Source organism: Pseudogemmobacter lacusdianii (assembly GCF_030848395.1).
GTDB classification, from domain to species: domain Bacteria; phylum Pseudomonadota; class Alphaproteobacteria; order Rhodobacterales; family Rhodobacteraceae; genus Pseudogemmobacter; species Pseudogemmobacter lacusdianii.
Genome location: NZ_JAVDBT010000006.1, coordinates 36,523 through 49,032, shown reverse-complemented (window position 1 = coordinate 49,032; position 12,510 = coordinate 36,523). Strand labels below are relative to the sequence as shown.

The 12,510-nt window shown below is 61.1% G+C and carries 11 protein-coding genes; 6 read left to right on the top strand and 5 right to left on the bottom strand.

What is annotated here, in order from left to right; translation table 11 throughout:
- Position 1 precedes the first annotated feature (1 nt).
- The 5 genes from fdhF to Q9295_RS07525 all read right to left on the bottom strand — a co-directional run bounded on the left by fdhF (position 2) and on the right by Q9295_RS07525 (position 5,976).
- Positions 2 to 2,893, bottom strand: coding sequence for a formate dehydrogenase subunit alpha (gene fdhF, locus Q9295_RS07545; protein ID WP_306679923.1), 2,892 nt, complete (start codon positions 2,891 to 2,893; stop codon positions 2 to 4).
- Positions 2,890 to 3,024: a hypothetical protein gene (locus Q9295_RS07540; RefSeq protein WP_306679922.1), complete on the bottom strand. Its 135-nt coding sequence runs from the start codon at positions 3,022 to 3,024 to the stop codon at positions 2,890 to 2,892. Before Q9295_RS07540 ends, fdhF begins: the two co-directional genes overlap by 4 nt.
- Entirely contained in the window at positions 3,021 to 4,526 is a 1,506-nt protein-coding gene (locus tag Q9295_RS07535; RefSeq protein ID WP_306679921.1) for a formate dehydrogenase beta subunit, read from the bottom strand. The genes Q9295_RS07540 and Q9295_RS07535 overlap by 4 nt, the downstream gene beginning before the upstream one ends.
- Positions 4,523 to 4,984, bottom strand: coding sequence for a formate dehydrogenase subunit gamma (locus tag Q9295_RS07530; RefSeq protein ID WP_306679920.1), 462 nt, complete (start codon positions 4,982 to 4,984; stop codon positions 4,523 to 4,525). Before Q9295_RS07530 ends, Q9295_RS07535 begins: the two co-directional genes overlap by 4 nt.
- Positions 4,985 to 5,085: 101 nt before the next feature.
- Positions 5,086 to 5,976 (bottom strand): LysR family transcriptional regulator, encoded by an 891-nt coding sequence (locus tag Q9295_RS07525; protein ID WP_306679919.1) that lies wholly within the window; start codon positions 5,974 to 5,976, stop codon positions 5,086 to 5,088.
- Between the two features lie 167 nt (positions 5,977 to 6,143).
- Between Q9295_RS07525 and Q9295_RS07520 the strand changes: the two genes are divergently transcribed.
- From Q9295_RS07520 to moaD, 6 genes are all read left to right on the top strand, one after another.
- Complete coding sequence (locus tag Q9295_RS07520) at positions 6,144 to 6,935, top strand: S49 family peptidase (RefSeq protein ID WP_306679918.1); 792 nt, start codon at positions 6,144 to 6,146, stop codon at positions 6,933 to 6,935.
- Positions 6,936 to 7,106: 171 nt separating this feature from the next.
- Entirely contained in the window at positions 7,107 to 7,880 is a 774-nt protein-coding gene (locus Q9295_RS07515) for an SDR family oxidoreductase (protein ID WP_306679917.1), read from the top strand.
- 375 nt (positions 7,881 to 8,255) lie between these two features.
- Complete coding sequence (gene uvrC / locus Q9295_RS07510) at positions 8,256 to 10,109, top strand: excinuclease ABC subunit UvrC (RefSeq protein ID WP_306679916.1); 1,854 nt, start codon at positions 8,256 to 8,258, stop codon at positions 10,107 to 10,109.
- 113 nt (positions 10,110 to 10,222) lie between these two features.
- A complete protein-coding gene (locus tag Q9295_RS07505; protein ID WP_306679915.1) occupies positions 10,223 to 11,476 on the top strand; it encodes a PAS domain-containing protein in 1,254 nt (417 codons plus the stop codon).
- A gap of 120 nt (positions 11,477 to 11,596) precedes the next feature.
- Positions 11,597 to 12,265 (top strand): CDP-diacylglycerol--glycerol-3-phosphate 3-phosphatidyltransferase, encoded by a 669-nt coding sequence (gene pgsA / locus Q9295_RS07500; protein WP_306679914.1) that lies wholly within the window; start codon positions 11,597 to 11,599, stop codon positions 12,263 to 12,265.
- Complete coding sequence (gene moaD, locus Q9295_RS07495; RefSeq protein ID WP_306680091.1) at positions 12,265 to 12,510, top strand: molybdopterin converting factor subunit 1; 246 nt, start codon at positions 12,265 to 12,267, stop codon at positions 12,508 to 12,510. Before pgsA ends, moaD begins: the two co-directional genes overlap by 1 nt.

Here is a 12,510-nt window from a genome sequence, read left to right as displayed (position 1 = left end):
CTTATTCCGCCGCCAAGATCCGCCGCGAATTGGCCGCCTGAGCATTATACTCTTCTTGCCATTCCGAGGGCCCGTTCGAGGGCGAGACCTGCACCGCCGTCACCTTATATTCCGGGCAATTGGTCGCCCAATCGCTGAAATCGGTGGTGATAACGTTGGCTTGCGTGTCCGGGTGGTGGAAGGTCGTATAAACCACCCCGGGCGAGACTTTGTCGGTGATCGTGACCCGCAGGGTCGTCTCACCGGCACGGCTGGCCAGACGCACCCAGTCGCCATCGCGAATACCGCGATTTTCGGCGTCATGCGGGTTCACTTCCAGCACGTCTTGGTCATGCCAAACCACGTTCTCGGTGCGCCGCGTCTGCGCGCCCACGTTATACTGCGACAGGATGCGGCCTGTGGTCAGCAAAAGCGGGAAGCGCGGGCCGGTCTTCTCATCGGTCGCGACATATTCGGTGCGGATCAGCTTGCCTTTGCCGCGCACGAAACCGTCCACATGCATCAAAGGCGTGCCTTCCGGCGCCTTATCGTTCACCGGCCATTGCACCGAGCCCAAGGTCTCGATCTTCTCATAGCTCACACCGGCAAAGCTCGGCGTGGTCATGGCGATTTCTTCCATGATTTGGCTCGGATGGGTGTAGTTCCAGTTGGCACCCATGGCTTGGGCGAACATCTGGGTGACTTCCCAATCGGCATAGCCCTGCTTCGGAGCCATCACCTTGCGCACCATATTGATGCGGCGCTCGGCGTTGGTGAAGGTGCCGTCCTTCTCAAGGAAGGACGAGCCGGGGAAGAAGACATGCGCGTAGTTTGCGGTCTCGTTCAGGAAAAGGTCGTGAACGATCACGCATTCCATCGCCGCCAGACCCGCCGCCACATGCTTGGTGTCGGGGTCCGATTGCAGGATGTCTTCGCCTTGGCAGTAAAGGCCCTTGAAAGTGCCCTCAACCGCCGCATCCAGCATGTTCGGGATGCGCAGGCCGGGCTCTGGGTCGATCTTCACGCCCCAGAGGTTTTCATAGATCGCGCGGACTTCCGGGTTCTTCACATGGCGATAACCCGGCAGCTCATGCGGGAACGAGCCCATGTCGCACGAACCTTGCACGTTGTTCTGACCGCGCAGCGGGTTCACACCCACGCCGCGACGACCGACGTTGCCGGTCAGCATCGCCAAGTTGGCAATCCCGATCACGGTGGTCGAGCCTTGGCTGTGCTCGGTCACGCCCAGACCATAGTAGATCGCCGCATTGCCGCCGGTGGCATAGATCCGGGCCGCGTCGCGCAGAGCATCGGGCATCACGCCGGTGACCAGCATGGTGGCCTCGGGCGAGTATTTCTCATTCGAGACGAACTCTGCGTAATCAAGGAATTCATCCCAGTCGCAACGGGTGCGGATGAACTCTTCATTGTAGAGCTTCTCGGTCACGATCACATGCGCCAGAGCCGTGACCACGGCGACGTTGGTGCCGGGGGTCAGGTTCAGGTGCTGCGCGGCCTTGTAATGCGGGCCCTCCACCGTCTCGGTGCGGCGCGGATCGACGACGATCAGCTTGGCACCCTGACGCAGACGTTTCTTCATGCGGCTGGCAAAGACCGGGTGGCCCGAATGCGGGTTGGCGCCGATCACCATGATGACATCGGCTTCTTCCACCGAGTCAAAGTCTTGCGTGCCAGCCGAGGTGCCGAAGGTCTGGCCCAGACCGTAACCGGTGGGCGAGTGGCAAACGCGGGCGCAGGTGTCGGTGTTGTTGTTCATGAACACACCGCGCGTCAGCTTTTGCACGAGGTAGGTTTCCTCGTTGGTGCAACGCGAGGAGGTGATCACCCCAACCGACTGACGGCCGTATTTCTCTTGGATGCCCTTCATCCGGTTGGCGGCGAATTCCATCGCCTCCGCCCATTCCACCTCTTGCCACGGGTCGTTGATCGACTCGCGGATCATCGGCTTCAGGATACGGTCTTTGTGCGTGGTATAGCCGTAAGCGAAGCGGCCCTTAACGCAGGAGTGACCCCGGTTGGCCTTGCCGTGCTTGTAAGGCACCATCCGCACCAGCTCATCACCGCGCATCTCGGCCTTGAACTGGCAACCCACGCCGCAATAGGCGCAGGTGGTGACCACAGCGCGGTCCGGCGTGCCGATATCCAGCACCGATTTCTCGGTCAAAGTGCCGGTCGGGCAGGCCTGCACGCAAGCGCCACAAGACACACAATCCGAGGTCAGGAAGCTGTCGTTCTTGCCGCCGGCATGGACCCGGCTCTCAAAGCCACGGCCCGAGATCGTCAGCGCGAAAGTGCCCTGCACCTCCTCACAGGCCCGCACGCAGCGCGAACAGACGATGCATTTCGACGGCTCATAGGCGAAATAGGGGTTCGACAGGTCTTTCGGCAGCCATTCGGGGTTCTTCTCGCCGCTGGTGTTGCGGGCGAGGAAGTGGTTGGCCAACTCGCCACCCTTCGGCGCTTCATACCGCACATCGCGCAGGCCCACGGCCCCGGCCATATCCTGCAACTCGCAATCGCCATTGGCGCCGCAGGTCAGGCAGTCCAGCGGGTGGTCCGAGATGTAAAGCTCCATCACGCCCTTACGGAGCGTCTTCAGCTTGCCGGTCTGGGTCTGGACCTTGATCCCCGGTGCCACCGGCGTGGTGCAGGAGGCCGGAGTGCCATTGCGGCCCTCAATCTCGACCAAGCACAACCGGCAAGAGCCGAAAGCATCAACCGAATCCGTTGCGCAAAGCTTCGGGACCGAGATCCCCAGCTCTGCCGCTGCCCGCATGATCGAGGTGCCTTCCGGCACCGTCACGTCAAAGCCGTCGATGGTCAGGGTGACCATGGCCTTCGATTTCGCGGCAGGGGTGCCGAAATCGCGGTCGGGGATGATAAAATCTTTCATCTCTGGGCACCTTTCTGCGCGGCGGGCTGGTGGGCAAGCACGGCTTGCCCCTTGGCTTCATCAGTCAAGCGCAGGCCCCGCAGGGCCTCACGCATAGTCGCGGTCTTGCTCAAATGCAGCGACAAGATCATTCCGCCGCCTCCTTGGCCCGGGCGAAATCATCGGGGAAATGCGTCACGGCCGACATCACCGGATAGGGCGTGAAGCCACCCAAAGCGCAAAGCGAGCCCAGTTTCATCGTGTTGCACAGATCGGTCAGCACCGGCATCGCCGAGGCATCGCCCTGCGCCAGCCGGTCCAAAGTCTCCACCCCACGGGTCGAGCCGATCCGGCAAGGCGTGCATTTGCCGCAGGATTCGATGGCGCAGAATTCCATCGCGAAGCGCGCCATGCCCAGCATGTCGGCGGTGTCGTCAAAGATCGTCAGACCGGCGTGGCCGATCAGACCATCCTTGCCCGCGAATTCTTCATAGCCAAAGGGCGTGTCGAACAGCGCGCGCGGGAAGTAAGCGCCCAAAGGCCCGCCCACCTGCACCGCTTTGACGGGCCGCCCCGAGGCCGTGCCACCCGCGATCCCGTCAACGATCTCGCCCAGGGTCAGACCGAAAGCGATCTCATACAAACCGCCATGCTTCACGTTGCCCGCAATCTGCAACGGGATCGTGCCGCGCGACCGGCCAAGGCCAAAGCCTTTGTAGAAGGCCGCACCCTTGGCCAAAATCACCGGCACCGAGGCCAGCGAGATCACGTTATTGACCACGGTCGGGCGGCCCATGAAGCCCTGCAACGCGGGCAAAGGCGGTTTCGCCCGCACCACGCCGCGCTTGCCCTCAAGCGAGTTCAGAAGCGAGGTTTCCTCGCCGCAAACATAGGCCCCGGCACCGACCCGGATCTCCATGTCGAACTGCGAACCCAAAACGCCGACCGAGCGCGCAATCTCAACCGCCTTGCGCATCACCTTGATCGCAATGGGATATTCGCTGCGGATATAGACGTAGCCTTGGGTCGCACCACAGGCGAGGCCTGCAATCGCCATGCCTTCGATCAGCACGAAGGGGTCGCCTTCCATGATCATCCGGTCAGCAAAAGTCGCCGAGTCGCCCTCGTCCGCATTGCAGACGATGTATTTCTTCTCGCCCGGCGCTTCCGAGACGGTCTTCCATTTGATCCCGGTCGGGAAGCCCGCACCACCACGACCGCGCAGACCGGAGTCGGTGACTTCCGCCACCAACTCGGGCTTCGACATGGTCTTGGCGCGCTCAAGCCCTTCAAAACCGCCATGTGCGCGGTAATCGGCAATCGACAAGGGATCGATCACGCCGCAACGCGCAAAGGTCAGACGGGTCTGCGCCTTCATCCAAGGCAGCTCATCCACCGGACCCAGCGCTTTGGGATGCGCGGCCAGATCGCCGAACAGCCCCGCCACATCGTCCAAAGTCATCGCGCCAAAGCCATGGCGCACGCCATTCACTTCAACCTCGGCCAAAGGTTCCAGCCAGATCATGCCCCGGCTGCCATTGCGCACCAGATCCAGCGTCACACCACGGCGCGCAGCTTCAGCCACCAGCGCGGTCGCAATCTCGTCAGCACCCAGCGCAACAGCGGCGGAATCAAGAGGGAGCCAGATCTTCATGCCTTCACCTTCGCAACCAGAGCTTCAGCCGTCGCCCGACCGACCAGCTTGCCATCGACCATGGCCGCAGGACCGCAGGCGCAAAGGCCAAGGCAGAAAATCGGCTCCAAAGTGACCGCGCCATCGGCAGAGGTCTCATGCCAATCCAGACCCAGCTTGGCCTGAACCTCGGCCGCCAAAGCATCGGCGCCCATCGATTTGCAGGATTCAGCACGGCACAATTTCAAGACCTTACGGCCCGCCGGCTTCTCACGGAAATCGTGGTAGAAGGTCATCACACCATGCGCTTCGGCCTTGGTGATCTGCAAATCGGCAGCGATGATCGGCAAGGCCGCTTCCGGCACATAGCCGTAAGCCTCTTGGACATCATGCAAAATGGGCAGGAGTGAGCCTTCTTGCCCGCGATGGGCGTCAAGGATCTCACGAATACGGGTCTCTAGGTCGATGGAATCGAGCATGCGGGCGGCCTTCAGCTAGCTGGTGCGAAGCATGCGCGCCTTTGATAGCCAATTCAATTCCAATATGCCGTTAAACGATAGGCGTTGGCTATCAACCCTGTTCAGGTGAAGTTTCTCGCCCCGCGCTGTGCTTGCTCGATTAGGGCTGCAAGAACGGGGGTTTGCGGCTCGCGCCGTGCTGCAATCAGCCCCACGACATGCTCCGCCTCAGGATCGACAATCGGCACCGCCACCAAGCGGCCGGTTTCGGCAAAAAGCCGCGCCAGACGCATCGGCACGATCGAGGCCCAATGCCCGGTCATCACATGCGAAATCAGCGCGATTGATGAATTTGATTCAATCTGCGGAGCCGCCTGCGCGCCCGCCTCGCCCAGATGCTGGTTCATGATCCGCCGGTTTTGCATATCGGCGGTCAAAAGGCACAAGGGCTGCTCGGCCGCCTCGGCCCAAGTCACATGGGCGCGGTCGGCCAAGGCGGTGCCGGGGGCGCAAAGGTAGCGATAGAATTCGGGGTAAAGCGGCACCTGAAACACCCGGCCCAAGGGTTCATTGTCGAGATAGGTGATCCCGGCGTCGAGCTCGAGCGATTCAATCTGTGCCAAGATCTCGGCACTGGTGCGCGAGAGCACCGTGACCTTCACATTCGGATGCCGCGCGGTGAAAGGCGCGGTCAGTTCGGCCACCATCGGCAGCGCGGTCGGGATCACGCCCAACCGCAGATTGCCCGAAAGTCCGGCCCGAACCGAGCGCATCTCATCGCGCAAGGCCCGTGTGTCGGCGACGATCTTCTGGCTGCGGTCCAGCACCCGCTGGCCCTCCGGCGTCAGGCCTTGAAAGCGGCTGCCACGGAACACCAGCTGCACGCCCAGCTGATCCTCCAGCTGCCGGATGGCGCTGGAGAGCGAGGGTTGCGTGACGCCGCAGCTTTCCGCAGCCCGGCCAAAATGGCGCTCGCGGGCGAGGGCGATGAACATTTCCAATTTGTCGATCATAGGGCCCAAACTGCCCTGAGCGGGCAGGGGGAGCAAGGGGCCGTAGGGGCTGACGGGGTGCCAGACGCAAACCATACGTCGGCCATACCTAAGCCATATGTGAAACAGACCCGCTTTTGCCGCCGTTTCGCTTGTCCTTTGGGGGCGCAGCGCCTACCTCTGGAGGCATGAAAACACTCCGCCGCTTTCTCAAACGCCCGCCCCGCATCGCCGTGATCCGGTTGTCTGGCACGATCGGCACTTCTGCCCGCAGTCTTAACGATGCAGCTTTGGCACCGCAGATCGAAAAAGCCTTTCGTTCTAAGCCTGTAGCAGTGGCGCTTGCGATCAACTCGCCCGGCGGCTCGCCGGTGCAATCCAGCCTGATCGCCAGCCGCATCCGGCGTTTGGCCGATGAGACCAAGATCCCCGTCCACGCCTTCGTCGAAGACATCGCCGCCTCCGGGGGCTATTGGCTCGCCACCGCCGCCGACGACATCTGGTCCGACCGCGCCTCGATCCTCGGCTCCATCGGTGTCATCCACGCAGGCTTTGGTTTCCCCGATTTCCTTGCCCGCCACGGCATCGAGCGGCGGGTGGAAACGGCTGGAAGATCAAAGAGTTTCGCAGATCCCTTCCGCCCGCAAACCGAGGAAGACCGCGCCCGGATCCATGCGCTTTTGACGCCGATGCACCAGATTTTCATCGATCATGTGCAGTCCCGCCGCGCCAGTAAGCTTGCTCCGGGGCATGACTTCTACAACGCCGATATCTGGCTGGGGGATGAGGCGGCCTTCTTGGGCGTGACCGATGGCATCGGCCATCTGAAGCCAAAACTGACCGAGCTTTACGGCGCGAAAATTCGTCTGCAAACCTTTGGTCCCAAACGCGGATTCCTGCAACGCTTTGGCGTCTCGCTGATGGACAGCACCCTTGGCGCGGTCGAGGATCGCGCGCTTTGGGCGCAATACGGGCTTTAAGATGCTGGTCAAAGTCATCCTTCTCTTCCTGCTCGCCATGGTCTTGCTGGGCATGGTGGGCAAGCTGTTGTTCCCAAATGCCGCCGCCAAACTGACCCGGCGCAGGGGCAAATATTGCCCGGATTGCGGGCGTCCGCAGATCGGAAAAACCTGTAATTGCAAGGGGAAAGCATGAGCGCGCTTGTCACCGGCGCTGGTCGCCGCCTTGGCCGGGCCATGGCCTTTTATCTCGCGCAGCGCGGCCATGATGTCGCGATCCATTATGCCAGTTCTGCCGATGAGGCGGAAAGCTTGGCCGAGGAAATCCGCGCCCTTGGCCGCCGCGCCGTCACCCTGCAAGCCGACCTTCTGGATGAGGCGCAGGTCGAGACCCTGATCCCGCGCGCGCATGAGGCGCTTGGCCCGCTGACCGTGCTGATCAACAACGCCTCGATCTTCGAATATGACCGGATCGACACCTCGACCCGGCGCAATTGGGACCGGCATATCGAATCCAACCTCCGCGCGCCTTATGTGTTGATCCAACAATTTGCTAAACAATGTCCTAAGGCGAAGACCGGGGCTGACGGCCAGCCGGTCGCCTCGGGGCTTGTGGTGAATATGCTCGACCAAAGGGTCTGGAAGCTCACGCCCGAGTTTTCCACCTATAGCATTGCAAAGATGGGGCTTTGGGCGCTGACCCAAACCGCAGCGCAAGGGCTCGCCCCCGATATCAGGGTTAACGGCATCGGCCCCGGCCCCACGCTGCAAGGCGCGCGGCAAAGCGACAGCCATTTCACCCGCCAGCGCGCGCATACGGTGCTGCAACGCGGCGCCAACCCCGATGAGATCGTTGCGGCGCTTGGCTTTTTCCTCGACAGCCCCTCGGTCACTGGCCAGATGGTGGCTGTGGATGGCGGTCAGCACTTGGGTTGGAAGACGCCGGACGTGCTGGGGGTTGAATAAGACGCTGCTGCGTGAAAGCGCGCCGAAACCCGCGCGAAGGGCCGGTTTTGGCGCGCAAACACGGCCCTTCGCGCTGTCTCGCCGCTGACTTGTCCACTTTTAACCTTCGCTTCACCCTTTCGTTACAAAAGGCCTGATTTCTCAGAGCTTTGCGCGGCCCGAAAGAATCTTATGTTCGTTTTCAGCAGTTTATACATCTGCCTAAAAATTAAGCAGGTGGGTGAACGCCGCTGAAAACAACGAGATTTCGGCATCTGGCAAAACTTCTCCGCAAGCTTATCCACAGAAACGGTGGAAAGCTTTCCTCTTGCCCTAACGCGTGGTTCATTGCAGGCACCCCGGCAGAATCGCGGTATGTGAAATAGATAATTGACCATGACCGACAAGCCTCGCACCGGATATGAGGTGATCCAGGATCACCTGCGTACGTTGGACGCCTCGCCCGGCGTTTACCGGATGCTGAACGCCGCCTCCGAGGTGCTCTATGTCGGCAAGGCGCGCAACCTACGCGCGCGTGTGTCGAATTACGCTCGCCCGATGGGGCATTCGGCGCGGATCGCCCGGATGATCTCCGAGACGGCCAGCATGATGTTCCTGACCACCCGGACCGAGGTCGAGGCGCTGCTCTTGGAGCAGAACCTGATCAAGCAGCTGAAGCCGCGCTATAACGTCTTGATGCGGGACGATAAGTCCTTTCCGAACATCCTGATCGGCAAAAGCCACAGCTTCCCGCAGCTGAAAAAGCACCGTGGTGCCAAGACCGAAAAGGGCAGTTATTTCGGTCCCTTCGCCAGCGCAGGCGCGGTGAACCGCACGCTCAACCAGTTGCAAAAGGTATTCTTGCTGCGCAATTGCAGCGATTCCATGTTTGAGGGGCGGACGCGCCCCTGCCTGCAATATCAAATCAAGCGCTGTGCGGCCCCTTGCGTCGGCAAGATCTCGGAAGTTGGCTATGCCGAGCTGGTGGCCGATGCCGAGCGGTTCTTGTCGGGCAAAACCACTTCTGTGCAGGCCGATTTGGCGAAATCTATGGCCGAAGCCTCGGAAGCGATGGAATTCGAGCGCGCCGCCGCTTTGCGCGACCGGATCAAGGCGCTGACGGCGGTGCAGACCGCGCAAGGCATCAACCCACGCGGCGTGGCCGAGGCGGATGTTGTCGCCTTGCATCTTGAGCATGGTCAGGCCTGCGTTCAGGTTTTCTTCATCCGTGCCAACCAATCTTGGGGCAATCGGGATTTCTACCCCCGCACGGGCTCGGGCGCGGAAGAGCCTGAAATCCTTGAAGCTTTCCTGACGCAGTTCTACGACGATAAGGATCCGCCGAAGCTGATCCTGCTGTCACATGCGGTCGAGAACCCCGATCTGGTGGCGCAGGCGCTGTCAGATCGGGCGGGTCGTAAGGTCGAACTGAACGTGCCGCAACGCGGTGAAAAGGCTGAACTGGTGGAGAACGCCGCCCGCAACGCCCGCGAAAGCCTTGCCCGTCGCATGGCGGAAAGTGCCACGCAGAACAAACTTCTGAACGGATTGGCCGAGGCTTTCGACCTCGACGGCCCGCCGCAACGCATTGAAATCTATGATAACGCCCATATCCAAGGCGCGGATGCCGTGGGTGGTATGGTGGTTGCGGGCCCTGAAGGCTTCATCAAATCGCAATACCGCAAGTTTAACATCCGCTCGGCTGCGGGGGCCAATTCCGACGATTTCGGCATGATGAAAGAGGTGCTGGGCCGTCGCTTTGATCGGCTGCAAAAGGAAGATCCGGACCGCAAAACTGACAGCTGGCCGGACCTTCTGTTGATCGACGGTGGCGCCGGGCAGGTCTCGGCTGTGGCCAGCATCATGGCCGAGGCGGGGCTTGAGGATATCCCGGTGATCGGTGTGGCCAAGGGTATCGATCGCGATGCCGGCAAGGAGGAATTCCACCGTCCCGGCATGCGGCCCTTCGCCTTGCAACGCAATGATCCCGTTCTCTATTTCATCCAGCGCCTGCGCGATGAGGCGCACCGCTGGGCCAACGGCGCCCACCGCGCCAAACGCGCCAAAGCCGTGGGCGTGACCCCGCTGGATGAGATCCCCGGCGTCGGCGCCACCCGCAAACGCGCGCTTTTGGCGCATTTCGGCTCGGCCAAGGCGGTCAGCCGCGCGGCTTTGCCGGATCTGTTGGCGGTGGACGGGATTTCGGCGGCGATGGCCGAGACCGTCTATAATTTCTTCCACCGCGATTAAGGCACCCGCCCGCGCGCGCGAGGAGGTGCAAAATTTTGCGCAGAACCGGGCGGCGCTAACGCTTTGTGAACTTCTGGGGTTCTTACTGGTGGCAGTTTGGCCAGAGGGGAACCATGCAAAGAGCCGCCACAGAGATCAGCCCCGGTTCGGGGCGCGAATTGACCGTGCCTGCGGATGGGCTGATTTACTCCCGCACGGACCCGAGCAGCCTGATGCTCTCGGCCAATACCTTGTTTCGCCAGTTGGCGGGCTATGACCTGCCCGAACTGCGCGGCGCGCCGCATAATATCATCCGCCACCCTGATATGCCGCGGGGCTTCTTCCACCAGTTCTGGTCGCTGTTGAAATCCGGCGAACCTGCGGTGGGCTATGTGAAAAACCGTAGCAAAGACGGCAGTTACTATTGGATTTTGGCCTGCGCGATTGTCTGTGATGGCGGCTATTTCTCAATCCGCATCCGCGCCTCTTCGCCTTTGTTCTCGGCCGTGCGCGACGAATACGCCGCCCTGCGCCGGCGCGAGCTTGCGGAAGAGTTGACGCCTGCCCAATCGGCCGAAATCCTTCTGGCCCGCTTGGCCGAATTGGGCTTCGACAGCTACCACAGCTTCATGGCGCAAGCGATTGCCGACGAGATTCGCGCGCGCAATCAAGCGCTTGGACGGCTGGACGATGCAGATGGGGATTATCTTTCCAAGTTGGTCTCGCTTTTGGTCGACGCGCAAAAAGTGCAAACGCGGCTGGTCGCACAGTTCCAAGCGTTGATGCTTTTGCCGGTGAACATGCGGCTCATCGCCGCCCGGCTTGAACCGCAAGGCGGTCCGATCAGCCAGATTTCGATGAATTACAAAACCGCATCGGATGAAATTGCAGGCCGGCTTTCCAGCTTCGTCTCGGGTGAGGCGAATCTCTCGTTGCGGATGGCGGCGGGGGTGCGTCGCAGCCTGGTGCTCACCCATTGCGCCCGCTTGCAGGCCGAGGTTGTTGCCCGCGGCAATAATGAGGATGAAGCGCTGAATGAGGCCGAGCGCCGCAACGAATCGCGGATCTTGCATGATGTGGCGCAAAGCTGTGGGCGGCAGGCGCAGGACGCTTTGATACAAGCGGGCCGGATCGCGCTTGATCTCACCGATGCCGCCAATGATGTGCGCCGCATGGTGCTGGGCCTCGATACGATTCGCATTCTGGGCCGCGTCGAAAGCCGACGCGACCTTATGTCTGAATCCTCGATGTCGGCGACGATCGACCAGATCGATAAGGTCCAGGGCCAGATCTCGGTCAGTCTGAAAGAGCTGAATGACCTCACCTCGGCGATCCACGCTCAACTGTCGATGTTGCAGCGCCCTTTGGTCGCAGTCGCTGCTGAATAATGCGGGGTTTAGGCTGTGCTCACATAGCTTTGAGGCCCGCAGCATCAGCGCTGTCGTCGCGCCTTCGCCTGTTCAGCTTTGGCCCTTCCAAAGCTCGGGGGGCTGGGCTACCAATGCCCTATGAAGTGGACGATCCCGAATACACTGACGATTTTGCGATTGTTGGCCGCCCCGGGCGTCGCCATCATGTTCCTCTATTTCCACCGGCCGATGGCTGATTGGTTCGCCTTGGCGCTTTTTGTCGGTGCGGCAATCACCGATTGGTTTGACGGCTACCTCGCCCGTTTGTGGAAGCAAGAATCCAAGTTCGGCGCCATGCTCGACCCGATTGCCGATAAGGCAATGGTGCTGATCGCGATCATGGTGATCACCGGCTACAGCGGGATGAATCCTTGGCTCATCCTGCCCGCCACGGTGATCTTTTTCCGCGAAGTCTTCGTTTCGGGCCTCAGAGAGTTTCTCGGCGCTAAAGCCAGCTTGCTGAAAGTGACCAAGCTGGCAAAATGGAAAACCACCGCGCAAATGGTTGCAATCGCGGTACTTTTCCTCGGCACGGGGCTTGAGGTGATGAACGTCGCGGCGATGAACAATATGACGCCCGATCAATATGCCGAAGCGGTCGCCGCCGGCACGGCTCGTCCGATCTTGGGCTGCGGCAGCCGCGATTGCGCCTCTTTCGCAACTTTGGGCGGGATCGCGCTTCTTTGGATTGCGGCCTTGCTGACGGCCATCACCGGCTGGGATTACTTCCGCAAATCACTCCCCTTCCTGCGGGATGAAGCCAAGTGATTACGGTGCTTTACTTCGCTTGGGTGCGTGAGCGGATCGGATTGCCGCGCGAAACATTGCAAAGCTCTGCCACCACTGTGGCCGAGCTTGTGGCAGAGCTGGTTGCACGGGAAGAGCGTTACGCTTTGGCCTTTGCGGACCTTGCGGCCTTGCGCGTGGCGCTGGATCAAGAGCTTTCCAGCTTCGATGCACCTTTGGCCGGGGTGCGGGAAGTGGCCTTCTTCCCGCCGATGACCGGCGGCTAA

What these genes read in the sequence shown, in the direction of transcription:
- Q9295_RS07525 (WP_306679919.1), bottom strand. Translation starts at nt 5,976, where the DNA reads ATGATCGACAAATTGGAAATGTTCATCGCCCTCGCCCGCGAGCGCCAT.
- uvrC (WP_306679916.1), top strand. Translation starts at nt 8,256, where the DNA reads ATGACCGACAAGCCTCGCACCGGATATGAGGTGATCCAGGATCACCTG.
- Q9295_RS07540 (WP_306679922.1), bottom strand. Translation starts at nt 3,024, where the DNA reads ATGATCTTGTCGCTGCATTTGAGCAAGACCGCGACTATGCGTGAGGCC.
- Q9295_RS07505 (WP_306679915.1), top strand. Translation starts at nt 10,223, where the DNA reads ATGCAAAGAGCCGCCACAGAGATCAGCCCCGGTTCGGGGCGCGAATTG.
- fdhF (WP_306679923.1), bottom strand. Translation starts at nt 2,893, where the DNA reads ATGAAAGATTTTATCATCCCCGACCGCGATTTCGGCACCCCTGCCGCG.
- Q9295_RS07530 (WP_306679920.1), bottom strand. Translation starts at nt 4,984, where the DNA reads ATGCTCGATTCCATCGACCTAGAGACCCGTATTCGTGAGATCCTTGAC.
- Q9295_RS07535 (WP_306679921.1), bottom strand. Translation starts at nt 4,526, where the DNA reads ATGAAGATCTGGCTCCCTCTTGATTCCGCCGCTGTTGCGCTGGGTGCT.
- Q9295_RS07515 (WP_306679917.1), top strand. Translation starts at nt 7,107, where the DNA reads ATGAGCGCGCTTGTCACCGGCGCTGGTCGCCGCCTTGGCCGGGCCATG.
- Q9295_RS07520 (WP_306679918.1), top strand. Translation starts at nt 6,144, where the DNA reads ATGAAAACACTCCGCCGCTTTCTCAAACGCCCGCCCCGCATCGCCGTG.
- pgsA (WP_306679914.1), top strand. Translation starts at nt 11,597, where the DNA reads ATGAAGTGGACGATCCCGAATACACTGACGATTTTGCGATTGTTGGCC.